This window comes from Hymenobacter cheonanensis, from assembly GCF_030581075.1.
GTDB lineage: Bacteria > Bacteroidota > Bacteroidia > Cytophagales > Hymenobacteraceae > Hymenobacter.
The window spans coordinates 677,308-704,088 of sequence record NZ_JAUQSW010000001.1 but is presented as its reverse complement, the minus strand read 5'-3'; the positions used below and the strand labels follow the sequence as shown (position 1 = coordinate 704,088).

The following is a 26,781-nucleotide window of genomic DNA, read 5'->3' as shown; positions in this document are numbered from 1 at the left end:
TAACTGAAACAAGAAACTCAAAAGTCGAATCGCGTATGCAGCTAGGTGTTGATTTTTAGTGAGATAAGATGCTGACTGTAGTAAAATGAAAGTCTGAGGCCTGGGAAAAATACGTTGCGGCCGCGTAGGCTAGCCGCCCACATTTGCTGGCGTTAACGCGCTGCTTTGGCGCGGCCCCAACGTTCAGCTCCATGCTTACCCAACCCCGAACCACTACCCAGCGCCTGCATCTTGGCGAAGGCTTTATCAGCGGCTACACCTCCATTTTTCTGGCGCTGCTGGCCGTGGGCGCCGTGTGCTGCTTTCGCTTTCCCGAGTACCTCACCACCCCCGAGTTTCGGGAAGTGTACAGCGGCGAGCTGATGAAGACGCTGTTGCTCGGCGGCATCGTTGCGTCCTTCTTTTTTGCTACCGTCAGCTTCATGCTCAGCCAGCGCAAGCGGCTAGCCCTGCTGGGCATCGGCTTGTCGCTGGCCGCCGTGGCGGTGGGGGGCTTGCAGGTGCGGGCGCGCGCCGTGGCGCCCACCACCTGGCACCTGGGCCTCGACTGGCTGGTAATTGACCTGCTGCTGATGAGCGTCATTTTCGTGCCCATCGAAATGCTGTTTCCCAAGCGCCTGCGGCAGTCGCGCTTCCACGAAGAGTGGCGCACCGACCTGGTGTATTTCGCAGTGAGCCACTTGTTTGTGCAGTTTTTTGGGGTCATTACCCAGGCTCCGGCCAGGCTGCTGTTTGGCGGGCTGGGCCTGGCGCCGCTGCAACACTGGGTGCACGGCCTGCCGCTAGTGGCCGCGCTGCCGCTAGCCCTCTTTCTCACCGATTTATTTCAGTACGCCACGCACCGGCTGTTTCATGCGCACGTGTACCTGTGGCGGTTTCACTCGGTGCACCACTCTACGCAGGCTATGGACTGGCTGGCCGGCTCGCGCACGCACTTTGTCGATGTGTTTGCCACGCGCGCCATCTCGTTTATTCCGCTCTACATCTGCGGGTTTTCGGGGCTGGCCTTCAACAGCTACATCCTGTTCGTGTCCATCCATGCGGTGCTGATTCATGCCAACACCCGGCTCAATTTCGGCTTCCTGAAATACGTGTTCGTGACGCCCCAGTACCACCACTGGCACCACGGCGACGACCCCGCGCACTACGGCATCAACTTCGCCATCCACTTCCCGCTCATCGATAAAGTGTTCGGTACCTACTACCTGCCTGGCCACGAGTGGCCCGCCGCCACCGGCGTGCACGAGGCCGCCTACCCCAAAGGCTACCTGCCGCAGCTGGTGTACCCGTTCACCAAAAGCCCATTCGACCACGACCTGCACCTGGAGGAGCAAAGCAGCCGCTAGCCTATATAAACAAGGCCCTGGCAAGCAATTGCCAGGGCCTTGTTCGCCGGAGCCGCTTTTCAGGGCCTAGCTGCCCTGGAAGGCCGTGATGCCGCCCTCCAGGTTGCGCACGTTGGTGAAGCCCTGCTGAATGAGGAAGGCCTTAGCCGTGGCTGAGCGCCCTCCGCTTTTGCAGTGCACGATAACCTCTTGGTCTTTAAGGTCTTCCAGGTCGTCAAGCTTGGTGGGCAGGGTACCGAGCGGAATGTTTTGGCTGCCGCTGATGCGGCTTTCCTCAAACTCCCAAGGCTCGCGCACATCGAGGATGGTGGGGGTTTCGCCGGCTTGCTGGCGCTGTTTCAACTCGGCAGAAGTGATGTCGGGCATGGGGATAAGGGCTAAAAGATAAGGCAGCTTACTCCACTGCCAGGCGGCGGGTGGCCACGCTGCCATCGGGCAAAGTTAGCTGCACCAGGTACACGCCGGCGGCCAGGCTGGCCGGCAGTTGCAGGGTGGGCCGGCCGGCCTCGGCGGCGGGCTGCTGCCACACCGGGCGCCCTAGCACATCGAGCACAGCCGCCCGGCGGAAGGCCGGCCCGCTTACCACCACCGCCGTGCCGCGCGGGCTGGGGTTGGGGTAGAGGCTGAACTGCGTGCTGATGCTTTGCTGGGCCTGGGTGGCCAGCACGAGGTTGTTGGTCATCACGGCGCGCATCATGATGGTGCCGGGCGTTGAGAGCGTAGGTTTCGACCAAGTGCCCTGGTTGTTATAAAACAGGACGGGGGCCGTCGAGCCGTTGTTCAGGTCGAAGCCATAGGGCAGAAACTGCCCGCCCGATGCCTGCCCGTAGCCGATGTAAAAGCGGCCCGATACCGACACCGGGTTGGCGAAGCTGACCTCAAAAAATACCTGGCCGGTGGTGGGCAAGGGGTTCGGAATAACCACGGCCTGGGTGGCAAGTGGCGTGTTGGCCGGCTGGCCATTGTTGTCGGCCCACACGGCCACGGTCACCGAGCGGTTCTGAAAGTTTTCGCCCCCCTGCGCCAGCGGAATGTTATTGAAAATAGGGGCTAGCCGAATGGATTTCACCTGGTCGGCCTTGGCCGCCGTGATGGGGTAGGCGTAGTACGTGAACGGCCCCGTGCTCACGGCGGGCAGGGTCAGAAACGATTCGGCCGTGCCATCGTCAAAGGCGTAATAGTCAGTTAGCTCCAGGTCGCGGTAGGTGGTGTCGTTGGGTAGCGTAAGCGGGTTGGTTTCGTTGGTTTGCAGGGCCAGCGCGTAGCGGTAGCGACCCGGGATGCCGGTGGCCGGCAGCGCTGCCGTGCGCGCATCGCCGCTGATAGCCACCTGGCGCGCCCCAGCCAGCAGCGGCTGGTTGCCGCTTACCCAGGTTGCCGGCCCAAAGCCGCCGCTCGTAAGCTCGCGCACCGTGCCCTGCCAGCTGATGGGTGTAGGGTTGCCGCTGGGCAGCAGGTTGTTGACGGTGGTCGTCATGGTCGGGTTGAGGGGGCTGGCGCTGCTGGCCGCGTATTGCCAGGTCGGCATGGCGGTGTAGCTCTGGAGCGGGCTGCTCAGGCCCCGGCTGGTGGCAATATCCTGGAAGATAGTGTCATTGGCCGCCCGGTTATTGTTGAGGTAAACGTAGTCGACCCCGAAGGCATCGCGGCTGGAAGCCTGGTTGCCCGAGGCCCGAAACCGGAACCGGAAGTTGGCGTGGAAGTAGCTGGCCTGGCTAATCGGAAAAATCTGCTGCCGGAAGCGGGTGGTTTTGCCCTCCGCATTGTAGGTCCAGATGGTGTTCCAGCGCCCCACGTTATCCAGAAACTCCAGCGTCAAAAACACGGGGGCACCGCTGCTGGTGGCCACCGGCGCGCCCACCAGCGAGCCCGCCTGCCAGGCGTAGCTGAGGTACAGGTTGGCCGCGGCCGAGTAGCTACTCAGGTCGATGGGCTGCGAGGTGAGCGTATCGGTGGCGCTGTAGAGCGAGGCCGAGCCCGGCGTGTAGGGGCGGCCGTTGGCGCGCAGGCCATCAAGGGTGGCCGTGCCGCGCGTGAGCGGCTCGCTAGCCAGCCGGTTGCTCACGTAGGCTCCGCCGCCGGCGTAGTGCAGCTCGTTCAGGCCCCCGTTGGGGTAGGTGGTAGTGGCCGGTTGCCAGCGCAGCGGGCTGGGCTGCCCATCGCGCGGCAGCGTAAAATCCTCGAAAAAAGGCAGCGCCAGGGCCGCCGTGCGCTGGGTGGCGCCCCCGCTAAGGGCAGGCACGTAGGCCCGGCTGGGGTCGCTGGTCAGCGGCTGGGGCGTGAGCACGGGGGGCGCGGTCTGGGCCCGGGCCAGCAGGCTCAGCAGCACTGCCGGCAGCCCTAGTAAGCGGAGAAGTAAACGCATAGAAGCTAAGACTAAGTAGTCAGTTGTATGTAGAAAGGTAACGTTATAAAAACGTCTGTCATTGCGAGGAGGCACGACGAAGCAATCGCACCCGAACGGTGGCGCTCAACAGGTGAGATTGCTTCGTCGTGCCTCCTCGCAATGACAGACGAAAAATAACAGTTCAGTAGGCTACTCGGCTATCCACAAGTCTACCAGCTGGCCCATGCGAATGGTGGCGCCCGGCGTGGCGGCCGGCCGCTGGCGCACTACCGTGCCGGGCGCCTGCCCGGTTTCAGCGGCTTGCTTGAAGACTTCGCCCACCTCCAGGTGCTGGCCGGCGAGCAGGGTACGGGCCTCATCCTCGGGCATGTTCACGAGGTTGGGTACTTCAAACTCGGTGTTGCCCAGGCCGTCGCCCACTTCCAAATCCACCTTGGTGCCCTTGGCAATGGGCGCGCCGGCCGCAATTTCGCGGCCGCCCACCAGCTGTTTCAGCACGGCATCCTTGGCCACGTTGGGTACCAGCTTTATCTGGCCGATTATCAGGTCGTAGCTGGCCAGGATGAGCTGGGCGTTCTTCACCGAGCCATCGGTCAGCTTGGGCATCTTGATGACCGGCGGGTGGCGCATGGCCACCGAAATGTAGATTTTGCGGTCCTGCTTCACCTTTTCGCCGGGCGCGGGCTCCTGCGTCAGCACCGTCATGGGCCGGGTGCCAGGCGCGTAGCTGCTGTCATCCACGAAGTAGGCGAGGTTGTGCTCGTCGAGGTAGTTTTCCAGGTCGGCCAGGTTCATGCCCGTTATTTTGGGCACCACAATGGTTTCGCCGTGGTGCGTGGTAATGGGCAGGTACACGTAAAAAAAGCCTAGCACCAGCGCCGCGCCCAGCGCCACAATCAGCGCCAGGTGCTTGAAGACGTCGAACCAAGTATCGGATTTAAAAAAAGACATAAGAGGGTAAACGTTGCAGTGAACGTCCGTCCTGCTGAGCTTGCCGAAGCATCTCTACCGCACCGCTAGGGAGCCACTCGGTAAAGATGCTTCGGCAAGCTCAGCAGGACATTCAATTAATTAATTGCTGGTAGCTGTTGCCCGCTCGGCCCGCGCCTTGCCAAAATCCAGAATCCGGTCGATAAACTGGTAGGGCGTGTAGCCCGCCAGCGCCGTTTGGTGGAAAATGCAGGTCGCGGGCGTCATGCCGGGCAAGGAATTAACTTCAATAATAAGCACCTCAATGGCGCCCGCCGGCCGCACGCGTACAAAGGCGTCGATGCGGGCGTAGCCCTCAATGTGCAAAATCTCGGCCACCTGGCGCAGTACCCGCTTTACCTCCTCCGAGATGCGCTGGCGCTCGGCCGGGTCCTGGGCGTAGCGAGCCGGGGTAATGTTCTGCCCTTCGCCGGCCAGAAATTTCTCCTCTAAACTCAGCACCTCGCCCGTGGCCAGGGCCTCGCTAGCCTCGAAAACCTCGATTTGCAGCTGGCCTTGCGCATCATATGAAGTCAGCAGCCCGCCCGTGATTTCCAAGAACTTCGCCGCGCCATTGGGGCCGATGAGCGTTTCCACCAGAAAGGCATCTTTCTGCGGAAACTCCTCCTTGAAGCCCAGGTGCAGCACCTCGGCCGGGCCCACGAGCAGCGGCTCCTCGCGCCGGAAAATCTGCTCGCTGAAGGCAGCCAGCTCGGCGCGGTTCTTAATCTTTTTCACCGCCGACGAACAGCCGTCATCGGCCGGCTTGGCAATGAATGGGTAGCCAAACTGGCTTTCGAGGCTGCGGTAAAAGGCCTCCGGGTCGGCGGCCCACTCCAGGCGCTGGGCCAGGCGGTGGTCGGCCACGCGCAGGCCGGCCTCGCGCAGGCGGCGGTTGGTTTCAAACTTATTGATGGTCACGGCCGAGCTGGCCGCGCCCGAGCCGTTGTAGGGCAGGCCAAATTTCTCCAGCTCCTGCTGCAAGGCGCCATCCTCGCCGGGCCGGCCGTGCAGGGCAATAAACACCTCATCGACCTTTTCGGCCAGCTCCGCAAACGAAATACGGCGCGGCGCGGCCACCGGCTGCCCGGCGTAGGTACCCGTGATGCCGCTCGCCTCCTGCCGGATGCGCGCCAGCACCGGGTGGCTAGCCTCGCCCGCCTCGGCGTGCTCGATTTTCTCGCGAATATCGTCGGCGTTGTCTTTGAGCATCACGTTGATGGGCAGCTCGTAGAGGCGAAACTCTTCGCTGTTGCCGGCCAGGAAAACCGGCACCGGCCGGTACTTCACGCTCGACGACAGCTTCTCATAAATATTGCGCCCGCTCTCCACCGAAATGTGCCGCTCCGAGGAGTAGCCACCCATAATCACGGCCACCCGGATGCGGTCGTCGGCCACCTGCTGGCGCGACTGAATGTCAGCGTCCAACTTCGCTAGGGCCGCTCCGAGCTGTACCGGCTTCATCCCACCGCGCCGCCGCGCATTCAGCGACGTGCGAATGATGTATGTCAGGAACTGGCTGGGATTCAGCCCAATCTCGGCCGCCTGGTGGAAGAAGAACGACGCTGGCAGCATGCCGCTCGTAGTGTTTGGGTCGTTGAGGAAGATAGTGCCATCTTCCTGAATGAAGCCATCCAGCCGGGCGTACACCTCGAAGCCGAAGGTGGCGAACATCTTCTGCGCCTCCTGCCGGATGCGCTCAATATCGGCCTCAGGCAGGTCGATGGGCGTCACCTTGCGGGCCAGCCCCGGCAGGTACTTGGCGCGGTAGTCGAAGACTTCGGTGCCTTTGACAATCTCGGTGGGCGGGAGGGCTAGCGGCTGGCCGTTGGCGTCTTCCACCACGATACAACTGAACTCGCGGCCGGCCACAAATTGCTCGACTAGAACCTGCGATTCGCCGGTCAGGCTTTGTAGCTCTATGGCGTTATCTCCAATAAAGCTATTTGGTTGGGCGAAATGGCGGTTGATAAAATCGTAAAGCGCCTCTGGATGCTCAAGCAACTCCGGCATCGCATTGCCGCTGTTCTGGTTCCACATCAGCGCGTTGGCCTTCACTGGTAGCCCGATGCCCTCTCGAATATCAGCTAGTTGACGTACCCAAGTTAGTCGGGCAGCCTCATCCAGTTCATTCCAATCAGCTTGCAATAGCGTGCGGCGGAACAAGGCCCGGTCAACCGCTTTATGAAACTCGGCTTTGTCGTCGTTCCGCACAATACTAACCCCGATACTGCTACCCTGGCGCGGTGCCTTTACTACTAATGGCAAGCCAAGTGAGTGTCTGAGCGTCATCAGCGTATGGGATTCACTAGCCTCCTTCTCTGACAACACCCGAAACTTCGGCGTCGGCAGCCCCGCTGCCTGCATTAACTTCTTCTGCGCGATTTTATCAATGCCGATGGCCGAAGGCAATATCCCCGAGCCCGAGTACGGAATGCCTACCCACTCCAGCAGGCCCTGAATGGCGCCGTCCTCGCCGCCCGGGCCGTGCAGGGCCAGGAAGGCAAAATCCATGAACTGGGGCAGCTCGCTAGCCTCCACCTGGCGGCCGACGTGGCTGATAAGCTCCGTGAGGGCCGCGGGGCTCAGCTCGCCCAGGCTTTCGATGTAGACCTGCCAGGGGTGGCGCGTGTCGGACAGGGCGGCCACGGGCGGGTAAAAATCGCGGATGGTGCCCTTGTAGAGGTACTGCCAGTCGAGCAGAATGAAGTGCCCCTGGCTGTCCACAAAAATGGGGACGGGCTGAAACAGGCCCTTATCCAGATTATCAAAAACGGTGCGCCCGCCGGCGAAGGAAATCTCGCGCTCGCGCGAGGTGCCACCAAAGAAAATGCCGATTCTCATCATACTAGGTGCAAAGGTACGGTGAGTGCCAACGAGGTGCTAAGCGCGTTTGTCATTGCGAGCGCAACGAAGTGGAGCGCGGCAATCTTTCCTTTGCATTTGCGACCCAGCTACCTTGTGGGCCGCAAAGCGCGTAGTAGCTGGTACTGGCCGTTTGTCCGCAAAGGAAAGATTGCCGCGCTCCACTTCGTTGCGCTCGCAATGACAAACGTTTTTCTCACCATTCACTCATTTCACCACTCGTGAACACCCTCGCCAACTACAACTTCGCCGGCCGCCGCGCCGTGACGCGCGTCGATTTCAACGTGCCGCTCGACAAGGACCTGCACATCACCGACGACACCCGCATCCGGGCGGCCACGCCCACTATTCAGAAGATTCTCAGCGATGGCGGCTCGGTGGTACTGCTTTCGCACCTGGGCCGGCCCAAGGGCGGCTACGAAAAGAAATACTCGCTTGAAAGCCTGCGCCAGCGCTTGCAGCAGGAGTACGGCCGCGACGTACTCTGGGGCGGCGATGTGCTGAGCAACGAGGCCCTGGCCGCCGCGCAGGCCCTTCAGCCCGGCCAGGTGCTGCTGCTCGATAACGTGCGCTTTCACCCTGAGGAAGAAGCTGGCGATGAAGAATTTGCCAAGCGCCTGGCTAGCCTCGGCGATGTGTACGTGAACGACGCTTTTGGCGCCGCGCACCGCCGCCACGCCTCCACGGCCGTGATGGCCCACTACTTTGCGCCCCAGGACCGCGTGGGCGGCCTGCTGCTGCAAGGCGAATTGGACAACGCCCAAAAGGTGCTCGACAACCCCATCCGGCCGTTCACGGCCATCATGGGCGGGGCCAAGATTTCTGATAAAATCCTCATCATCGAGCAGTTGCTGGATAAGGTAGACAACCTGCTCATCGGGGGCGGCATGGCCTACACTTTTGCCGTGGCCGAGGGCGGCACGGTGGGCAGCTCGCTGCTTGAGGCCGACAAGGTGGACCTAGCCAAGAGCCTCATCGCCAAGGCCAAGGAAAAAGGCGTGAACCTGATTTTGCCCGGCGACAGCCTCATTGCTGATAAGTTTGCCAACGACGCCAATGTGGACGTGGCGCCCAACCACAGCATTCCGGTGGGCTGGATGGGCCTCGACCTGGGCCCCGATGCCCGCGAGCAGTTTGCCGGCATCATCCAGGATTCGAAAACCATTCTCTGGAACGGCCCGATGGGCGTGTTTGAGATGAGCAACTTCTCGCTCGGCACCGAGTACGTGGCCCGCGCCATTGCCGAGGCTACCGAGGCGGGCGCCTACTCGCTCATCGGGGGCGGCGACTCGGCGGCGGCCGTGCAGCAGCTCGGCTACGGCGACCGCGTGAGCTACATCAGCACCGGCGGCGGCGCGCTGCTGGAATTTATGGAAGGCAAGGAGCTGCCCGGCGTGGCGGCGCTGGGCTAGGGCCCGGCCCACCTACTGGCCCCCAAGCCTAAAGACAAAAAACCTGACCGCTAGCCGGTCAGGTTTTTTTGTGCTAGGGCAACGGCCGGGTGCTTTCGGCAGTATAGCCAGTACTTATCCGCCAGTTTCTTTTCCTTTTCCCAATGACCAGCCACGAAGTAGAATACGCCAAAATGGCCCGCCTCGCCTACCGCGAGCTTACCGACCAGCGCCCCCAGTGGGAGCAGCGCAGCCCCGCTATGGTGGCCGATTTTGAGCAGCTCAATAATTTTTTGCAAGCCGTAGATGAGGTGGCCAGCCGCACCGGCGGCCAGGCCGGCCAGGGCGAGCCCAACGCCCGCGACGAGGCCGAGCACGCCGCCGAGGCAGCCGCCGGCCGCATTGTGCGCGGCCTGCGCGTGCTGCAGCTCAGCGTGCCTAACCCGGCCCTGGCCACGGCGGCCGGCTACACCCCTAGCAGCCTCAATCCGCTGCACGGCGAAGAGCTGCTGAATGCCCTCAATACCATTGCCGGGGCGGGCGCCAGCGCCGCCGCGCTGCTCGCCAACGAAGGCGTCAGCGCCGACCACCTGCAAGCCCTCGACGATGCCATTGCCCGCTACACGCCCCTGGCCAGCCTCAACAATAGCAACGTGAAGCACGGCGCCGCCCTCGGCGACACGGCTCGCCAGGTAATCAAAGGCTTACGGGCGGTGCTGCACCGCCTCGATGCCCGCGTTGACAACCTGCGCGACGAAATTCCGGGCCTGGCCCAGCGCTACGATGAGGCCCGCCGCACCGATAGCACCTACGTAGCCCAAAGCAGCGGGCCCGGCCCCCTCGAAGGCGGCGACGGCTCGGAGGGCGGCATTGGCCGCGCAGCGGCCGGCAATGCTTTCGGCCCCGAAGCGCAGCCATTCCAGTAAGACGGTGAGCTTGCCGGTAGCCCGATAGGAGGTCATAACGTAGGCTCTATGCAACTGCCGCAGACTAATTAATCATTCATAGTCAGTAAGATATCGAAAAAAGACTGCCCCAATGGGCAGTCTTTTTTTTGTTGATAATCACCTCTGCGTTTGGAATGGTGACCCCGCCCGGCGGCGGGTAGCGGGAGTATAAATTACTGATTTTTAAGTATTGCGTCCTGGTAGAGCAGCTGCTGAATTTTACGCAGTCGCTAGGCCGCCTCACTCTGGCAATTCACCAGGAGGGTGGGGCGGGCTAGCAAGGCAGCGCTGCTTAAGAAATCAGCTGCGTAGTCTATTCCCTATCCGCGCTTGCTATGCACAAACTTACCTACAACCCTGGGCCCATCGGGCCGCTAGCATTGCTGCCTGCGCTATGCCAGGGGGGGGCTTTGCCCGCAGCATCTAGTAGTGCCGGTCGGCGTGCCGTGCCTTCAGCAAAACCCGCTTTGGGCGACTACAAGCCAGTGGTTGCCGGCCCGCTAGCCTTGCCAGCGCTGGCACTAGCCCCAATCCGGAATACCGGCCTGCATACTCCGGCCACACTGCTAGGCTACCCGCTAGTGGCGGCCGAAGGCTAAGGGACTTGCTGATAACCACTACGATTCACCCGTTGATTTTTTCACTGCCAAACCCTGCCCACTTATGAGCAAACTTTCTACGCTGCTTGCTTTAGCGCTGCTAAGCACTGGGCCGGTGGCAATGGCCCAGGCGCCCGTCATTACGTCGCAGGTGCCGGCTGCTAACGCGGTAGCTGCCGCCCGCAGCAGCAACGTTGCGGTTACCTTCGACCGGGCGCTAAATGCCGGCTCGGCCTCAGCCCTTAAGGTCTTCAGTGCCCAGCGCGGTGGCCTGCGCTCGGTGAGCAGTGGCACTACCACGGCCAGCGGCAGCACGGTCAGCTTCGCGTCGACCTATGCGTTTCGGCCGGGCGAAACGGTGCAGGCCACCGTGACCACGGCGGCTACGGCAGCAGCAGGCGGTAGCCTGGCCACGCCGCGGGTGTGGCAGTTTACGACGGCGGCCGGGGCCGGGCCGGGCACGTTTAGCAGTGGGTCGGACCCGGCCGTGGGCACTACGCCCTTCAGCGTGGCTGCGGCCGACGTGAACAACGACGGCTATCCCGACCTCCTGGCGGCCAATGCCTACAGCAGTACCGTGAGCGTGCGCCTCAACAGCGGCAGCGGCACCTTTGGGGGCAGCCTCAACGTGCCGGTGGGTAGCTTTCCCTTCGGCGTGGTGGCGGCCGATGTGAACGGCGACGGTAACCTGGACCTGCTCACGGCCAACAACGTCAGCGGTACGGCCAGCGTGTGCTTGGGCACCGGCAACGGGACGTTTGGAGCGGCTAGTAGCGTGGGGGCGGGGGCGGGGGCCTGGACCGTGGCCACCGCCGACCTCGACGGCGATGGCGACTTGGATATGCTGGTGGCTAACCACAGCACCAATACCGTGAGTGTACGGCTCAACAGCGGCAGCGGCGGCTTTGCGGGCACCGCGAACGTAGTGGTGGGTAATAATCCGTTCTGGGTAACGCCGGCCGACGTGGACGGCGACGGCGACCTGGATTTTGTAACCGCCAACGAGGGCAGCAGTACCGTGAGTGTGCGCCTGAACGACGGGCACGGCAATTTTTCGGGTACTACCGAATTGCCGGTAGGCGCGGCTCCGCAGTGCGTAGCGGCTGCCGACCTGAATGGCGACGGGGCCGTAGACCTGGTCAGCGCCAATCACAATGGGAACAATCTAAGTGTATTGCTCAACGCTGGTAATGGCACGTTTGGCGCGGCTACCTCGGTCGCGGCCAGCGCTGGGGGCTACACCTGCGGGGTAACCGCAGCCGATATTGATGGCGACGGCGACCTGGATTTGTTGGGCGTCAATAATAGCACGAGTACCGTGAGCGTGCGGCTTAATAACGGCAGCGGCAGCTTTTCAGGCACTACCAATGTGAGCGTGGGCGTCAACCCCATTGTGGTGGTGGCGGCCGACGTAGACCAGGATGGTGACCTGGATTTTCTCACGGCCAATCAAACGGGCAACAGCGTGAGCGTGCGCCTCAATCAAAGTGCAGCCCCGATACTCACCAGCCTGAGCCCGGCTAGCGGCGCGGTTGGCAGCGCCTTGACCATTAACGGCAGCAACCTGACAGGCGCCACGGCTATCACTTTTGCCGGCAGCAGTGGCAATATTGTCACGACGGGCTTCACCGTGAACGCGGCCGGCACGCAGATAACCGGCGTGGTAGTGCCTGGTGGAGCCACAACGGGCAACGTAACCGTAACCACTCCCGGCGGCCCTAGCAACGGTATGTTGTTCAGTGTATCGGGCTCATTGGTCATCACGAGCGTCAGCCCGGCGAATGGTGCCCGCGCGGCTTCGGCGGCCGGCCCCGTGTCGGCCACCTTCAGCCAGGCTGTCACCAGCGGCAGCACGGCGGCGCTGAAGGTATTCAGCGCGCAGCGGGGCGGGCTGCGCTCGGCCGGCAGCGGCACTACCACGGCCAGCGCCAACACGGTGAGCTTTGCCCCGACCTATGCGTTTCGGCCGGGCGAAACGGTGCAGGCTACCCTAACGACGGCGGCAGTTGCAACGGCGGGCGGCAACTTGGCCACGCCGCGCGTGTGGCAGTTTACGGCGGCGGCCGGGGCGGCGCGCGGCGCGTTTACGGGCGGCTCCGACGTGGCCGTGGGCAGCGGCCCTAGCAGCACAGTGGTAGGCGACCTCGACGGCGACGGCGACCTAGACCTGCTCACGACCGACTATAGCAACGGCACCGGCAGCACGGTGAGCGTGCGGTTCAACACGGGCAATGGTACGTTCAGCGGGGGGGCTAGCTACGCCGTTGGCGCTGGCCCATTTGGTGCGGCGCTGGGCGACGTGGACGGCGACGGCGACCTGGACCTGCTGACTACCAGCTACAATACCAACACCGTGAGCGTGCGGCTTAACACGGGCAGCGGCACCTTCTCGGGCGGCTCCGACCTTGTCGTGGGGGCTAATCCTTATAGTGTGGCGGTGGGCGACGTGGACGGCGACGGCGACCTAGACCTGCTCAGCGCCCACCCCATCAGCAACACCGTGAGTGTGCGCTTCAACAATGGCAGCGGCGGCTTCTCGGGCAGCGCCACGGTGAGCATGAACGGGTCGCCAACCAGCATAGTAGTAGGCGATGTGGACGGTGATGGCGACCTAGACCTGCTCACGGCCAACACTACTAGTAGCAGCGTGAATATACGCCTCAACGATGGCAGCGGCAGTTTCAGCGGTGGGTCGGACCTGGCGTTGGGTGCGCTGCCCTTTAGACTTGTGCTGGGCGACGTGGATGGCGACGGCGACCTGGACCTGCTCACGGCTAATACAAATGCCAGTACGGTGAGCGTGCGGCTTAACACGGGCAGCGGCACCTTCTCGGGCGGCTCCGATGTGGCTGTGAGTGGAGGCCCCACCAATATTGCCTTAGGCGACGTGGACGGTGATGGCGACCTGGACCTGCTCGCGGCCAACCAGACCATCAGCACAGTGAGCGTGCGGCTCAACACGGGTAGCGGCAGCTTCACGGCCGGGGCCGACCCTGGCGTGAGCGCTAATTCCTACGGGGTAGCCCTAGGCGACGTAGATGGGGATGGAGACCTGGACCTGATAGCCACCTGCTACAGTGCCAACAGTATAAGTATTCGCTTCAATCAACCCGCCAGCCTCCCCAGCCTGACCATCAGCACTGGTACACTGGCTAACCCCACTCTCATTCCGCCCGGCACCTACAATTCCATCACCATTATCGGCAACGGCGTGGCCCAGCTCACGGGCAGCACCACGGTGAACAGCGCCGTGACGGTGAGCGGCACGCTGCTCACCAACTGCCAGCCGCTGACGGGCGCGGCCAGCTTTACGGTAGCGGCCGGGGCCACGCTGGGCATCTGCGACCCGGCCGGGCTCAGCAGCGCGGCCGGTACCGGGGCGGTGCAAACCACCGGCCCCCGCAGTTTCTCGGCGGCGGCCAGCTACCTCTACAATGGCACGGCTGCGCAGGCAACCGGCAACGCCTTGCCTGGCCAGGTCCTAAACCTGACGATTAGTAGCCCCCAGACCGTAACGCTGACCCAGCCCGTGCAGGTGAAGCAGGTATTGACCCTAGCCGGGGCGGGCAACCTCGACCTCAACGGCCAGGCTCTCACGCTGCTTTCCGATGCCAGCGGCACGGCCCTGGTGGTGAACAGCGGCACTGGCGTAGTGCAGGGCCGCACCGGCACCATGCAGCGCTACATCGACGCCAGCGGCAATCTCAGCATTAGCGGTTACCGCCACTACAGCGCCCCGGTAACGGGCAGCACGGTGGGCGACCTCGCCACCGGCACATTCACGCCCACGCTCAACACGCAGTATAATACTAGCACAACGCCCACGGCCGTGACGCCCTTCCCCACGGTGTTTGGCTACGATGAAACCCGGCTGGCTAGTTCGCCGGCTACCACCCTGAGCGCCTTCGACCGGGGTTGGTATTCGCCAGCTAGCCTGAGCGATGCGCTGGCCGTGGGCCGAGGGTACACCGTGGAGCTGGGCAACAACGAGCTAGTCGATTTTACGGGCACTTTCACCACCGGCCCGCAAACGCTCGGCGGCCTCACGCGGGGCACGGATGCCGACGCGGGCTGGCACCTGGTGGGCAACCCGTACCCGGCGCCGCTCGACTGGGGTACGGTGGCGGAGAGCCAGCTCACGGGGGTGCTGCCCGCCATCTACCTCTATCAAAGCACCGGGCCCTACGTGGGGCGGTACCGCTCGCTGGTCAACGGCATCGGGGCGGGCACGGGGCTGATTCCGGCCGGGCAGGGCTTCTTTGTGCGGGCCAGCACGGCGGGCGCTACGGGTAGCGTCGCGCTCACCAACGCCAACCGCGCCATCACCTTTGCCGGCCAGCCGGCCCTGCAGCGCACCGCCGCCGACCTGCGCCCCCGCCTGCGCCTGAGCCTGGGGGCCGGCAGCCTGCCCGCTAGCCCGGCCTCTGCCCTCGACGAAACCTTCGTGTACCTCGAAGTCGGGGCCACGGCCGCCTTCGACGGGGCCTTCGATGCCTGCAAGCTGGCTAACCCCAGCGGCTACTACCTGGCCAGCGCCAGCACCGACGCCCCGGCCCAGCCCCTGAGCATCAATGGCCGCGCTCCGCTAGGCCCGGCCGAGGAGGTAGTGCCGCTGTGGCTAAGCGTGCCGACCGGCGGCACCTACACGCTTACCGCTACCGAGCTGGCCAACTTCACGACTTCGGCCGGCGCCGCTACGCCCTACCTGCGCGATGCCCTTACCGGCACGCTCACTAATCTCAGCCAGCAGGCCAGCTACTCGTTTGCGGTGGCGGCGGGCGCACCTGCCGCTGGGCGCTTCGCGCTGCTGCTGCGGCCAGCCGGGCCCCTGGCCACGGCCCCGGCGCTGGCCGGCGCGCTGGTTAGCCTCTATCCCAATCCGGCCGCTGCCGAAACCACGCTCAGCGCCACGGGCCTGCCTGGGCTAGCCACTACGCTCGACGCGGTGCTGCTCGATGCGGTGGGGCGGCAGGTGGGGCACTATACGCTGCCCGTGCGCCAGGGGGCCGCCAGCCAGCCGCTGCCCACGGCCGGCCTGGCCAGTGGAATCTACCTGCTGCGTGTGAGTGTGCGCGATGCGCGTGCCCAGCCCCTGGCCCAGCTGCCTACCCAGCGTCTGACCATACGCTAGGGAACATTATTCTCATTCAAAAAACTGTTTATGAGCAAGATAAGTGTTGCGATGGCTAGCCGCTGGGTGCTGCTGGCTACGCTGGCCCTGGCTGGCGCGGGCCGGGCGGTCGCCCAGGCCCCCGGCACGGGCGGCCCCACCCCACAAGCTCCCGACGCTCCTACCGCGGTGCCGCTCGATGGCGGCACCAGCCTGCTGCTGGCCAGCGGCTTGGCATATGGCCTGCGCCGCCTGCGCCGCCGCCGCGCGGCGGCTTCTGAGCGGCCCAGCCAGCCGCTTCGCCAGGCTAGGCCCTCCCTGTGAGGCAACTAAGTTTACCCTACTGTGCAGATGCATTTAGGTCATTGTCTTAGCTGTTTAGGATATGAGCCAGCGTTCCAGACTACAACTGGGGCCCGGGTGCCTGGTGGTGCTTGGGCTGCTGATGGGGCTAGCGGCCTGTAAAAAAGACACTGAAACGCCATCATCCCCTCCGGCTGGCCGCAAGCCCAGCGCCGATTTCTCGTTTGCCATCCGCAACCCGGGGGTGCTGCCGGCTACAGTGGCTTTTCACTGACCACTTTATTTCAGTCGTGGCGCTTTCCGGTAGCGCCGTGGCCGAGGCCGCGCGCTACCCTTAAAGCCAGTGCCAACGGCAGGCCATTTGCCCTTAATCGGAGAAGGAGCCGGGGGGTGAGGCGCCTCGCCCGCGCATGGTGTTAACCAACCTGTAATTTCATTCGCTGCTAGTTCTTTTGCCTAGCAGTTGTCCGCGCTTTTTAGGAAGCCTCGCAAGCTGTTTGAGCTAGCCAAGTATCAGCTCAAACTACTCAAACGAAGCGGTAAAGACGCTTCGATAAGCTTAGCCTGACCATTCTGATAAACTCAGCCACCCACCCACCAGCCAGTACGAAACCATGCGCACCTCCGTCACTTCGAAAAACGATATTATCAGTGCCATTGGGAATACGCCGATGGTAAAATTAGAAAAAATAGTGCCCGATGATTGTGCGGATATTTACGTAAAATTGGAATACCTGAATCCTACCGGTTCCTATAAAGACCGCATGGTGTTGGCAATTATTGAGGAGGCAGAAAAGAGAGGAGTCCTGAAGCCGGGAATGACCGTTGTGGAATGTACGGCGGGCAATACCGGTACTTCTCTGGCTTTTGTATGCAGTGCGAAAGGATACCGTTTCAAAGCCATTTCGTCGGATGCCTTTGCGAAAGAGAAACTGCAAGCCATGCGCTTGTTTGGTGCGGAAGTAGAATTGTTATCCAACGAAGGAAGAGGAATTACGCCCGATTTAATTCCTAGAATGATTAAGCATGTGCAAAAATTAAGTACGCAGGAAGGCTTCTATTGGACAAAGCAATTTGAAAATACGGATGCCTTAGCAGGTTTTAGGGAAATGGGAAAAGAAATCCTTGCTCAAATTAACCAACCTATAAATGTGTTTTGCGCGGGCGTCGGAACGGCGGGTATGCTGACGGGCGTATCCCAGGAGTTAAAGCAAGCTAATCCTGCCACGCAAGTAGTTGTGCTGGAACCGGCTTCGGCAGCGTTGCTAGCCCAAGGAATACCGGGCAGCCATAAAGTGGACGGCATTGGGGTAGGGTTTGTGCCGCCTCTGTTAAAGCAGGCAGCCTACGATGCCGTGCGAGTAGTAGAGGAGGCGGAGGCCCGCCGGCTAGCTAAATTATTAGCCTCGGAGGAAGGAATACTAGCCGGAACGTCGAGCGGGCTGAACGTGTCAGCGGCCATCGCGCTCGGCAAAGAACTAGGTCCCGGCCATGCAGTAGTCACCGTGGCCTGTGACTCAGGATTAAAATACCTATCAAGCGGCTTGTTTGATTGAACCCGCGCTAATTACGTATTTTGCAAAGCGTAGATTGAAGTTTTGGTCGCGTTATTTAGTTCAGTATCGGATGCCGGAGCGGCGTTGAGCCAACTGGATAGTACAAATTCATCAGTTAGCAAAATTGTGACAATAGCAGGACTATAGGTGGGGGAGCGGAGAGTGGTTAAGAGTTGCCAGATTTGACGATTCACAAATAATGCTCATGCCACAAAGCACTCCCCTTACTCCCGAGCTTACTGGTGTACGCCGTGTGTGGCGCACCATTTATCCTGACGGCGACGCCGCGGCGCCGGTGCAGGTGACCGCCGAGGCCGTGCGCGATTTAGCGCGCCAGATGCTGCTCAATCAGTTCGTTTTCATCTATGACGTGCGTGCTCAGCAGCCCGTGTTCGTGAGTGCGGGCATCGAGCGGGTACTTGGCTACCCCGCTGATGAGTTCAACCTGGAGCACTTTTACAAGCAGATTCACCCCGCCGACGCCGCGCTGGTAGGCCGGGCCACTATGCTCTCGGCCGAGTACGCGGGGCGCTATAAGGCCGAAACGCTGGGGCAGGTATTCAGCACAGCCTACCGCCTGCGCCACCAGCGCGGGCACTACATACGCATCCTGCGCCAGAACTACGGTCTTTACGCCGATGAAAAGGGCAACGTGCTGGTGATTGCCAGTATCTACACTGACATCACGGCCCATAAGCACACCGACGAAGTAACTTTTCACTGTACCGACGAGCGCCTGCAGCGCCGCCTGGAGCAGGAACTGTGCCCGCCCGGCGAAACCCTGAGCCGCCGCGAGCAAGCTGTGCTGAAGCGCGTGCTAGCCGGCCGCAGCAGCCAGCAGATTGCCGACGAGCTCTTTGTGAGCGTGCATACCGTGAATACGCACCGCCGCAACATAAAACGCAAAGCTAACAGCCGCGACTTACCCGAGCTACTGCGGCTGCTATAGGGCAGAGCGCGGCGGCGTAGCTGCCACAAAGCGCAGCAGCAGGTCGTTGAACGCGGCTGAATTTTCTAGGAAGGGCGTGTGACCCGCGGCCGGCACCAGGTGCAAGGGCACCCCCCAGCGGCTGGGAGCGGCTAGGGTATCAAAATAATTGAAGTGCAGTAGCTGGTCGGCCTCTCCCGCCGCAAAAGCCAGCAGCACTGGCGTATCCCGAATAATAGCCAACTCGTCTGGAATCTCGCCGCCGGCGGCCAGCGCCGCCCCTAGCGCGGCGCGAAACCGGCCATCTGCTTGATGCAGGGCTGCGGATACTACCGCCCGTGCCCCAGCCGTGGCCTGTGGCCCCAAGCAGTGGGTACACATAATAGTTAAGTCGGTTTCACTCACTTCCTGTTGGTAAAATAACAGCCCGCGCTCGTCAAAAGCAAAGGCGGCGCTCAGGCTGTCGGGTACTTTTACTGGTGGCGTACCCACGGCCAGCACTCCGCGCAGCCCCGGCAGTTGGGGCATGGCATCAAGGGCCAGGTGGCCGCCGTAGGAATGGCCCACCAGCACGGGTGCTGCCGCACTCAGTGCTCGTGTGGCCTCGCATAGTACCGCTTGCAACTGCCGGGGGTAGTAGTGGGCTGGTGCCCACGGCGAGGCGCCGCAGCCTGGTAGGTCCAAGGCCAGCAGCCGCAAGTGCTGTAGCTCAGGAGCCTCAAATTGGCGAATGAATATGCTGGCCGCCAGTGAGTTGCCGTGCACGAAAATGACTGGCGTGCCGGCCGGGTCGCCGGCCTCATAGGTAGCTAGCGTAACGCCCGAGGGTAGGGAGAGGAAAGTAGGCTGCATAGGCGGCTAGGGGTAAAGTGGCTGGGCTAAAATAATAGCCGTGAAGCTAGCCGCCAACCATGCCTAGTCCTTCTCCCACAGGTTGTTAAGCAGCCTTCTTTTCTAAAACCCCTAACAGCTCGTCGGCGGCTTTTTCGATATCGTGGTAGCCTTGCTGGGCGGCGCGCTCCTTGGCCGCGATGAGCCCGTCGCGGTGTACCGTTTTGAAGTCGCCGTAGGGAAATTTATAACGGCCTTTGTTGTCCTCGCCCTGGCTTTTGTCCTCGCCGAGGTGCCACTTGGCATATTCGTCGATTTCGTGCTTTTGCAGGTAAGCGTTTTCCTCAGTCGAGCCAGGATTGTGCTGGCCCCAGTGGCCCTGGTCGTTCTTGATTTTGCCGCTTTCAATGAGGTCTTTGGCAAACGTAACGGCGGCTTTATTCAGCGTAATGCGCATGGCTAGGGTGGAAAAAGTGCCCTAGTAATACGCGTAAGCCAACCCGCCGGGTTATGGCCGGGCTTATGAATTGAAGGAGGAATTAAGCAGTGAAAACGACTGATTTTATACTCCTCCTTCTAACTTCCTAATTCACATAAGGCGCCTCCAGCTTCTGGCCCATGCTTTTGAAGCCCCGGCCGGGCAGGCGGCCGGTGAGGCGCGTGGCCAGCGCCTGGGCCTCGGGCGTGTCGAGCACGGCCAGCTCGTGCAGCCAGGCCAGGCGGCGCAGCTGCGGCTCGATGAGGCCTAGCGGGTTAATGGGCGCGTACTCGCGGCGCAGGTAGGTTTTGGTATGCTTCTCCAGCTGTTTGAGGAAGGCGCGCAGCTGGCGGCGGTCGCGGGGGTGGTCGGCAAGCACCACGCGCAAATGGGCCATGTGCAAAATAGTCTGGTGCCACCAGTTTTGCCAGGCGTAGAGTAGCACCAGGCCCAGCCCGGCCAGCGCGCTGCCCACGTAGACCCAGAAATTCTCGGGCAGGCCCCGGCCGCCCTGGTAGCCAACATCATACTGCAGGCGAGCGGCATTGCCCACCAGCCACAGCAGGCACACTGCCAGCCAGCGCAGGCGCTTGCCCGGCAGGTGGGTGCGGTATTCTATCTGAATGGGCAATACTTCCTCGTAGGGAATCTCAACGGCGATATCGACCGCCCCCCGGCCATCGCGCTGGCTCACGAAGAAGCCGTCTTTGCGCAGCGCAAACTGGGTAGAGCGGGTAAGTTGACTTTGCTTGAACTCCATAAATAACCTTCCTGTTCTCTAGCGTAGCAGTTCGAGCGGCGACGACGAGAAGCACAAAATAAACAGCCCCACCATCACCCAGCCCAGCACGCGGCGGCCGGGGCTCAGGGGCCGGTCGTCGGGCGCGGCCGGGTGGTAGATGCCCGAGAGCCGCCCCAGCAACAGCCCAAACACCAGCCAGCCCGGCTGGCCCAGCGTGCCCGGCCAGGCCGTGGCCACGGCCAGCTGGGCCAGCCACACTACGGCGCCTACGGCCAGCCCCCACTGCCAGCGGGGCAAGATTTTCCAGAAAACAACCCCTAGGTACAGCGCGTAGGGCACGCCGCCATAGAGCCAGGTTTCCCAGCCGCTGCGTAGCGAAAACAACCCTAGCCCGGCATAAAAAATAAACGCCACAAACAGCGCCGCCGACAGCCTCCCCGCCCGGCGCGGCCCCAGCAGCCCGTACAAAATGTGCCCGCCATCGAGCTGGCCGATGGGCAGCAGGTTGAGGGAGGTAAAAAACAAGCTGAATTCGCCGGCCACCAGCAGCGGGTAGCGCAGCAGCAGGTTGGGGGGCGGCAGGCGGTGCGGGTCGGCGAAGAGGTGCTCGAGCCAACGGTAGAGCAGCGGCTGGGCCAGCGTAAACTCGGGCGCCGGGTAGCGGGCCAGGCTGCGGGTGGTCACGAGCAGGTACTCGGCTTGGTCGGGCAGGGTGCGAAAGCCATAAATGAGCAGCGGCACCGCCACCACTAGCCCCGCCAGCGGCCCGGCCAGGCCGATATCAAAAAACTCGCGCCGCGAAAATATCCGCTCCTTTATCCGGATAACTGCCCCAAACGTGCCTAACCCAAACGGCATGGGCAAAAAATAGGGCAGCGACGTGCGCACCTTATTGTAGCGCGCCACAAAGTAGTGCCCAAACTCGTGCACCGCCAGCACCCCCACAAACGGCCCCGCATACAGCGCGCCCCAGCCCAATTGGGCCAGCCGCTCGGCGGCGGGCAGGCCCAGCACATCGAGCGCCAGCCAGTCAACCGGCCCACTGCGCACCAGCTGCACACCGGCCAGGGTAGTGGTAATAAGGGTGGCCAAGAACAGGCCCAGGTGCAGCGCGTAGCGGTAGGCCGGCCGCATGGGCGGCCGCTCGTAGCGCCGAAACAGGCGCTGCGCCCAGGCCCGGCGGGTGGGCGCGGGCTCGGCTGCGGCATCGGCGGGCCAGCTCAGCAGCGGCTCCTCGGCGCTGGGCTCAGGTGGTGGGAGTGGGGGCGAGGGGTTCAGGGTATTCGCGGGGAAAAATGCGCAGTGCCTCGGGCAGCGCGGTAGTGAGGGTGAGGGGCGGGGCCAGGTGCAGCACCCGCAGCCCCAGCCGGCGGGCCGTCGCAATGTGCTGCGGGCTGTCTTCAATAAACAACGTGTCGGCGGGCTGCCAGTTCATTTCGCGCAGCGCATGGAGAAATATCTCTTCGCCGGGCTTGCGATGGCCCACTTCCTGCGAATAAAACACGCGGTCGAGGCAGTCGGCAATGCCCTGCTTAAAGCCGTACTGCCGGGCTAGCCGACGGTTTATTTCGGCAATGTGCAGCGCGTTGGTATTTGAGAGCAGCGCCGTGGCGTGCCCCCGGCGGCGCAGCTCGCCGATGAGGGCCAGCCGCTCGGCCGGCACGTCGAGCAGCAGCGCGTTCCAGGCCGCGTCAATTTCCGCGTCGCTGGCGTCCAGCTCATACGCTGCCCGCAGGCCATCGCGAAACTCGGCCGGCGAAATATGGCCCGTTTCGAACTGGTCGAATAACTCAGCCTGGCTGGCTTGTGTGTAGTGGGCCGCCTGCCCCGCCCGGCTCAGGCGCCGGAAAGCCTCGGGAGTACGGGCGTAGTCGATGTCGATAATGACTCCGCCAAAATCAAAAAGTAGATTAGGAAGCATACTGCGAAAGCAAGGGAAGGCTAGCAACCCGCCCGCCGCCCGCAAAGGTCGGGCGCAGCTGCTGCCACGAAAGCCGGCCCCAACCCAAGCCATCTGGGTTGGAACCGCCGCGGGGAGGATAAGAGAAAATCAATTGGCTGGGATGCATAAGCTGCCTTTGCTTGCGCCGGGAGAAAGCAGTTGCCAGGCGCTTTTTTCCAAGCCGGGCACTGCCATGCAGCGCGCTTCCGCAGCTCATGCCCGAAATGTAAGGCCAAGCCATCACCCTCACGGTGGGGACCCGGCTGATGCACTGCCCTAACGGCGGAGCAGGTAGGCCCGCCGCCGGCGCTGTAGCGGGCGGTGACAGCAGCAAAAAGCAAGCCTGCGAAGGCGCCGCGGGGCTAGCGGCTTTTTCGCAGCGGCTCCCTGGTTGGCCGGGCGCTCTGGGCTCGCGCTGCCTGCTGCCCGCAAAGATTGCCGGCCAAAGGCTGCGCTATTTCTAGCCAGGCAGTAAACTGGTCGATTTTCACGCGTAGCTCACCAGGTCGGTAAATACTTTCATGCTGGTGTTAGCCGCCTGCCCCGGCTCGCCTGTCCGCTGTTTTGCTGCCTTAGCTTATGCCCCAAACTTTACTTCGACGCCTGGCTGCCTGGCCCCTGCTCCTCGGCCTGCTGGCCGTATTACTAGCCGCTCATGCTGCCCAGGCCACGCACCTGCTGGGCGGGGAGATGACCTACCGCTACCTCGATGCCAGTGGGCCGGCTGCGGCCCCCTATCGCTACGAGCTGACGGTAACCATCTACAACAACTGCAATGCCGGGGCTGCCGCCCCTAATACCAACGCCGTAATCGGCTTTTACGACCAGGCGACGGGCGCCAAGCTGGCGCTGACCACGGCCAACTACGCCACCACCACGGTGGCCGGCACCAACGGCACAGCGGCCCAAACCGGGATAATGAACATCACGACCTATACCATTTCGGACTGCATTTCGCCGCACGTGCCGGCGGGCTGCACGGTTACCGGGCCTTCGCAGCCATTCAGGCTGCAAAAGTTTGTGGGGATAGTCAATCTGCCCGCTTCCACCAGCGGCTTCTACGCCGTGTTTACGCGCAGCGCCCGCAATACGGATATTACCAACATTGTGAGTGCCAACAACCAGGCGGCGCTTACGCTCTACGCCACCATCGCGCCCCAGGTGCGCATCAACCACTCGCCGGTATTTGCCGATACGGCCGTGGCCATCATTTGCCAGGGCGATACCACCATCACGCTCAACAATGCCTCGGACGCCGACGGCGACCGGCTGGTGTACGCTTTTGGCACGCCCTACACGGCGTTTGCAACGGGCAACGGGGTGGTGCCGACGGGGTCGTTTACGCCCCCGCCCCCCGCGGTAACGTACAATACCGGCTACTCGATGGCCAACCCGTTTGGCGCCGGGGCGGGCAATTTTGCGCTGCTCAATGCCAGCACGGGCGTGGCCCGCTACGGCGCCCTGACCCAGGGCAAATACGTGGTGGCGGTGGACGTGAGCGAGTACCGCACCGTTGATGGACGGGAGGTGCTCATCGGCACCACCCGCCGCGACCTGCAGCTCGTGGTAGTGTCGTGCCCGGCTACTAAGGCGCCCGTGCTGCCCACCGTGGCGGTGCTGCCGCGCAGCTACACCATCGAGGAAGGCCAGACGCTGACCATTCCACTCTCGGCCACGCAGGCCGATGCGCACCCGCTGCTGCTCACCGTAAACAGCGCGCTGCTCGACGGGGCCGGCGGCTACAACGCCACGTTTAACAACAGCGCGGGCACCGTGGCGGCGGGCGCGCTCACGGGCACCGCCACGGCCACGGGCACGGGCGCCGTGGCCGCCAACTTCGTGTTCACCCCGGCCTGCGGCTCGGCCCGCACTGCGCCGTTCGACGTGGCCTTTACCGTGCGCGACCTGGGCTGCGCCGGCAAAACGGTGGCCGACGTTATCCGCATCACCGTGACGCGGGCTAGCGGGCCCACCGCCATCAGCGGCGACCTAGTGGTGTGCGACCCTACCACCAACCACACCTACACGGCCACCGGGGGCACGCCCGCCAGCGTGCGCTGGCGCATAACCAATGGCGGCATTGTGGGCAGCGCTACCGGCAGCTCGGTGCAGGTGAAGTGGAATGCAACCGGCACGGGCACGCTCGTTGCCCGCGGGGTTTCAACCTACGGCTGCCTGCTCGATTCCGTCTCGCAGTCGGTTTTAATTGCCCCGGCCCCGGTGCTCACCATCACCGGCAACCGCAGTATCTGCGCCGGCAGCAGCACCACGCTGAGCGTGACGGGCTCGGGCACGCTATATACCCTAGTGGGCGGCGGCACTACCCAAACCGGCCCCGGCCCCTTTACCGTGGCGCCGACCCAGACCACTACCTACACCTTCACCAGCAGCACCCTTACCAGTGGCTGCGCCAGCGTGGGGCAGGCCACCGTAACGGTGCTGCCCACCCCGGCCGCCGACTCCATCAGCGGGCCGGCATCGGTGTGCCCCACCGTTACGGGCGTGGCCTATTCGGTGCGGAACCCGCACGCTACCGTGTATAATTGGGTGGTAGTGGGCGGTACCATTGCGGGCGGCCAGGGCACCACGGCCATTACGGTCGACTGGGGCGCGACGGGCGCGGGCTCGGTCAGCCTGACGGCTACCAACGCGCAGGGCTGCACGTCGGGCGCGTTTACGCTGCCGGTTATCATCAACCGGGTGCTGAAAACTGCCACGCCCACCGGCCCCACCCCCGTGTGCCAGGCCGATGGGCCGTATACCTACCAAACCATCCTCACCAATGGCTCGTCCTACTCCTGGCAGCTGTCGGGCACGGCCCAGGGCACGTTGGTTAATATGTTGAACACGACTAGTATTACCTTCACCCGGGCGGGGCTAGCTAAGCTGGTCGTAACCGAAACGAGCAATCCCGCCGGCGGCATCTGCCGGGGCGTCAGCGACACGCTCTACATCACGGTGAAGCCCTCGCCGGCGCCAAACCTGGCTATTCAGGGGCCCGACCGGTTCTGCGTCAACAGCGGGGCCGTTACTTATACCTTGCCCGGCCTGGCGGGCTCTACCTACGTGTTTCAGCTGAACGGCGCCACCGTGGCCAGCACCGGCAACAGCGTGGTGATACCGGCCACCACGGCCGTGGGTACCTACACGCTAACGGTGCGCGAAACCACCGCCGGCAGCTGCGCGGGCCCACTGTATACCAAGCAGTTCACCGTAGACCCGCGCCCGGGGGCCGTGGTCATCAATGGCCCCCGCTTCGTATGCCCCGCCAGTGGCAGCTTCACGTATGTGGTACCCAATGCCGCGGCTACGTCGACCTTCCAGTGGGCCGTAACGGATGGCACGATTACCGCGGGCCAGGGCACGGCCAGCATTACCGTGAGCTTCCCGACCAGCACCACAACCACCAAAACCGTCAGCGTGACGGAAACCTCGGTTTACGGCTGCGCGGGGGCGCCCGTCACGATTACGGTAGTGCCCGACAATGCCGCGGCGCCCGTTCTCACCGTGGCTTCGGTCGATGCGCAGAGCAATGCCAGGGTCAACCTCACCTTTGCCGTGGCCAATGCCCAGGCCACGCCCAACCCGGTGCGCGTGCTGCGCCGGCCCGCTGGCAGCGCGGGGGCCTTCCAGCAGGTGGGCACCGTGGCGGCCACCGCCACTACCTATGCCGATGCCACCGCCCAGGCCGCCCAAACGGCCTACGAGTACCGCCTGGAACTTACCAATGGCTGCGGTGATGTGCTGGCTAACCCCCTCAATGCCACTACCATCCTGCTCACTGCCACGGCCACGCCCGGCCGCGGGGGCTACAGCCAGGGCGCGGTGCAGCTGAGCTGGACGGCCTACCAGGGCTTCGCTGTAAGCAGCTACCAGGTGTATCAGCAGAATGATAACGCGGGCTACAAGCTCGTCGCTACCGTGGGCGGCACCACCCTGCAAGCATCCGTGCTCAACGGCGCGGCCAACTCGGCCGTCGGGGCCGGCTTCAACCAGTGCTTTCGGGTGGTAGCAACCAGTGCGGCGGGCGCCGCGGGCACCGTGTTGGCGTCCAATTCCAATACGGCCTGCGTGGATTTTGCCAATAAGCTGGCGTTCTACAACATCATCACGCCCAACGGCGACGGCCAGAACGACGCCTTCGTCATCGACAACATCACGCTGTATCCCGGCAACTCGCTCAGCATCTTCAACCGCTGGGGCCGCCAGGTTTTCACCACTACCAACTACCAGAACAACTGGGGCACCGAAGCGGGCACCGCGCCCGGCATGTACTACTACCTCTTCAAGCTAGCCGATGGCACCACCACGAAAGGGTGGGTGGAGGTAGTGAAATAAGCCGGCCCGCATGGTTGATTCAGCTTAACTCCTTCCAGCGCGGCCAGCCCCGGCAGGGTAAGCTGCCAGGCTAAAAACACTACTTCCGT

General features: G+C 63.0%; 18 protein-coding genes. 9 read left to right on the top strand and 9 right to left on the bottom strand.

Annotated features, from left to right (window positions below):
- Positions 1-191: 191 nt before the first annotated feature.
- Positions 192-1,346, top strand: coding sequence for a sterol desaturase family protein (locus Q5H89_RS03045; RefSeq protein ID WP_305017819.1), 1,155 nt, complete (start codon positions 192-194; stop codon positions 1,344-1,346).
- 66 nt (positions 1,347-1,412) lie between these two features.
- Here the strand turns inward: Q5H89_RS03045 and Q5H89_RS03040 are convergent, their stop codons facing one another.
- The 4 genes from Q5H89_RS03040 to Q5H89_RS03025 form a co-directional block, all read right to left on the bottom strand.
- The gene (locus tag Q5H89_RS03040; protein WP_305017818.1) at positions 1,413-1,712 is read right to left on the bottom strand and encodes a rhodanese-like domain-containing protein; all 300 of its coding nucleotides are present in this window, start codon (positions 1,710-1,712) and stop codon (positions 1,413-1,415) included.
- A 28-nt stretch (positions 1,713-1,740) separates the two neighbouring features.
- Positions 1,741-3,711: a T9SS type A sorting domain-containing protein gene (locus Q5H89_RS03035; protein ID WP_305017817.1), complete on the bottom strand. Its 1,971-nt coding sequence runs from the start codon at positions 3,709-3,711 to the stop codon at positions 1,741-1,743.
- Between the two features lie 171 nt (positions 3,712-3,882).
- Positions 3,883-4,644 (bottom strand): PASTA domain-containing protein, encoded by a 762-nt coding sequence (locus tag Q5H89_RS03030; RefSeq protein ID WP_305017816.1) that lies wholly within the window; start codon positions 4,642-4,644, stop codon positions 3,883-3,885.
- Between the two features lie 120 nt (positions 4,645-4,764).
- Positions 4,765-7,506, bottom strand: a complete 2,742-nt coding sequence (locus tag Q5H89_RS03025) for a D-alanine--D-alanine ligase family protein (RefSeq protein WP_305017815.1) — start codon at positions 7,504-7,506, stop codon at positions 4,765-4,767.
- Positions 7,507-7,748: 242 nt separating this feature from the next.
- Here Q5H89_RS03025 and Q5H89_RS03020 point away from each other — a divergent pair, with 242 nt between their 5' ends.
- The 7 genes from Q5H89_RS03020 (at position 7,749) to Q5H89_RS02990 (ending at position 18,382) form a co-directional block, all read left to right on the top strand.
- On the top strand, positions 7,749-8,939 hold the full coding sequence (locus tag Q5H89_RS03020; RefSeq protein WP_305017814.1) for a phosphoglycerate kinase: 1,191 nt from the start codon (positions 7,749-7,751) through the stop codon (positions 8,937-8,939).
- A gap of 143 nt (positions 8,940-9,082) precedes the next feature.
- Positions 9,083-9,844, top strand: a complete 762-nt coding sequence (locus Q5H89_RS03015; protein ID WP_305017813.1) for a hypothetical protein — start codon at positions 9,083-9,085, stop codon at positions 9,842-9,844.
- A gap of 684 nt (positions 9,845-10,528) precedes the next feature.
- Positions 10,529-15,595: a T9SS type A sorting domain-containing protein gene (locus tag Q5H89_RS03010; protein ID WP_305017812.1), complete on the top strand. Its 5,067-nt coding sequence runs from the start codon at positions 10,529-10,531 to the stop codon at positions 15,593-15,595.
- A 30-nt stretch (positions 15,596-15,625) separates the two neighbouring features.
- Positions 15,626-15,898, top strand: a complete 273-nt coding sequence (locus tag Q5H89_RS03005) for a PID-CTERM protein-sorting domain-containing protein (RefSeq protein WP_305017811.1) — start codon at positions 15,626-15,628, stop codon at positions 15,896-15,898.
- A gap of 61 nt (positions 15,899-15,959) precedes the next feature.
- Complete coding sequence (locus Q5H89_RS03000) at positions 15,960-16,151, top strand: hypothetical protein (protein ID WP_305017810.1); 192 nt, start codon at positions 15,960-15,962, stop codon at positions 16,149-16,151.
- A 340-nt stretch (positions 16,152-16,491) separates the two neighbouring features.
- Positions 16,492-17,433, top strand: a complete 942-nt coding sequence (locus Q5H89_RS02995) for a PLP-dependent cysteine synthase family protein (protein WP_305017809.1) — start codon at positions 16,492-16,494, stop codon at positions 17,431-17,433.
- Between the two features lie 205 nt (positions 17,434-17,638).
- Positions 17,639-18,382 (top strand): LuxR C-terminal-related transcriptional regulator, encoded by a 744-nt coding sequence (locus tag Q5H89_RS02990; protein ID WP_305017808.1) that lies wholly within the window; start codon positions 17,639-17,641, stop codon positions 18,380-18,382.
- Here the strand turns inward: Q5H89_RS02990 and Q5H89_RS02985 are convergent.
- The 5 genes from Q5H89_RS02985 to Q5H89_RS02965 all read right to left on the bottom strand — a co-directional run bounded on the left by Q5H89_RS02985 (position 18,377) and on the right by Q5H89_RS02965 (position 22,333).
- Positions 18,377-19,213, bottom strand: coding sequence for an alpha/beta fold hydrolase (locus Q5H89_RS02985; RefSeq protein ID WP_305017807.1), 837 nt, complete (start codon positions 19,211-19,213; stop codon positions 18,377-18,379). The two genes, Q5H89_RS02990 and Q5H89_RS02985, sit on opposite strands and share 6 nt — an antisense overlap.
- 85 nt (positions 19,214-19,298) lie before the next feature.
- Complete coding sequence (locus tag Q5H89_RS02980; RefSeq protein ID WP_305017806.1) at positions 19,299-19,649, bottom strand: hypothetical protein; 351 nt, start codon at positions 19,647-19,649, stop codon at positions 19,299-19,301.
- A gap of 127 nt (positions 19,650-19,776) precedes the next feature.
- On the bottom strand, positions 19,777-20,430 hold the full coding sequence (locus tag Q5H89_RS02975) for a hypothetical protein (protein ID WP_305017805.1): 654 nt from the start codon (positions 20,428-20,430) through the stop codon (positions 19,777-19,779).
- Between the two features lie 18 nt (positions 20,431-20,448).
- Complete coding sequence (locus Q5H89_RS02970; RefSeq protein WP_305017804.1) at positions 20,449-21,546, bottom strand: site-2 protease family protein; 1,098 nt, start codon at positions 21,544-21,546, stop codon at positions 20,449-20,451.
- 112 nt (positions 21,547-21,658) lie between these two features.
- Positions 21,659-22,333: an HAD family hydrolase gene (locus tag Q5H89_RS02965; protein WP_305017803.1), complete on the bottom strand. Its 675-nt coding sequence runs from the start codon at positions 22,331-22,333 to the stop codon at positions 21,659-21,661.
- A gap of 600 nt (positions 22,334-22,933) precedes the next feature.
- Between Q5H89_RS02965 and Q5H89_RS02960 the strand changes: the two genes are divergently transcribed.
- Entirely contained in the window at positions 22,934-26,692 is a 3,759-nt protein-coding gene (locus Q5H89_RS02960) for a T9SS type B sorting domain-containing protein (protein WP_305017802.1), read from the top strand.
- Positions 26,693-26,781 lie beyond the last annotated feature (89 nt).

Bases quoted from the DNA above. Each gene is read 5' to 3' on its own strand.
- Q5H89_RS03045 (WP_305017819.1), top strand. From the start codon at position 192: ATGCTTACCCAACCCCGAACCACTACCCAGCGCCTGCATCTTGGCGAA.
- Q5H89_RS03040 (WP_305017818.1), bottom strand. From the start codon at position 1,712: ATGCCCGACATCACTTCTGCCGAGTTGAAACAGCGCCAGCAAGCCGGC.
- Q5H89_RS03035 (WP_305017817.1), bottom strand. From the start codon at position 3,711: ATGCGTTTACTTCTCCGCTTACTAGGGCTGCCGGCAGTGCTGCTGAGC.
- Q5H89_RS03030 (WP_305017816.1), bottom strand. From the start codon at position 4,644: ATGTCTTTTTTTAAATCCGATACTTGGTTCGACGTCTTCAAGCACCTG.
- Q5H89_RS03025 (WP_305017815.1), bottom strand. From the start codon at position 7,506: ATGAGAATCGGCATTTTCTTTGGTGGCACCTCGCGCGAGCGCGAGATT.
- Q5H89_RS03015 (WP_305017813.1), top strand. From the start codon at position 9,083: ATGACCAGCCACGAAGTAGAATACGCCAAAATGGCCCGCCTCGCCTAC.
- Q5H89_RS03010 (WP_305017812.1), top strand. From the start codon at position 10,529: ATGAGCAAACTTTCTACGCTGCTTGCTTTAGCGCTGCTAAGCACTGGG.
- Q5H89_RS03005 (WP_305017811.1), top strand. From the start codon at position 15,626: ATGAGCAAGATAAGTGTTGCGATGGCTAGCCGCTGGGTGCTGCTGGCT.
- Q5H89_RS03000 (WP_305017810.1), top strand. From the start codon at position 15,960: ATGAGCCAGCGTTCCAGACTACAACTGGGGCCCGGGTGCCTGGTGGTG.
- Q5H89_RS02995 (WP_305017809.1), top strand. From the start codon at position 16,492: ATGCGCACCTCCGTCACTTCGAAAAACGATATTATCAGTGCCATTGGG.
- Q5H89_RS02990 (WP_305017808.1), top strand. From the start codon at position 17,639: ATGCCACAAAGCACTCCCCTTACTCCCGAGCTTACTGGTGTACGCCGT.
- Q5H89_RS02985 (WP_305017807.1), bottom strand. From the start codon at position 19,213: ATGCAGCCTACTTTCCTCTCCCTACCCTCGGGCGTTACGCTAGCTACC.
- Q5H89_RS02980 (WP_305017806.1), bottom strand. From the start codon at position 19,649: ATGCGCATTACGCTGAATAAAGCCGCCGTTACGTTTGCCAAAGACCTC.
- Q5H89_RS02975 (WP_305017805.1), bottom strand. From the start codon at position 20,430: ATGGAGTTCAAGCAAAGTCAACTTACCCGCTCTACCCAGTTTGCGCTG.
- Q5H89_RS02970 (WP_305017804.1), bottom strand. From the start codon at position 21,546: ATGCGGCCGGCCTACCGCTACGCGCTGCACCTGGGCCTGTTCTTGGCC.
- Q5H89_RS02965 (WP_305017803.1), bottom strand. From the start codon at position 22,333: ATGCTTCCTAATCTACTTTTTGATTTTGGCGGAGTCATTATCGACATC.
- Q5H89_RS02960 (WP_305017802.1), top strand. From the start codon at position 22,934: ATGCCCCAAACTTTACTTCGACGCCTGGCTGCCTGGCCCCTGCTCCTC.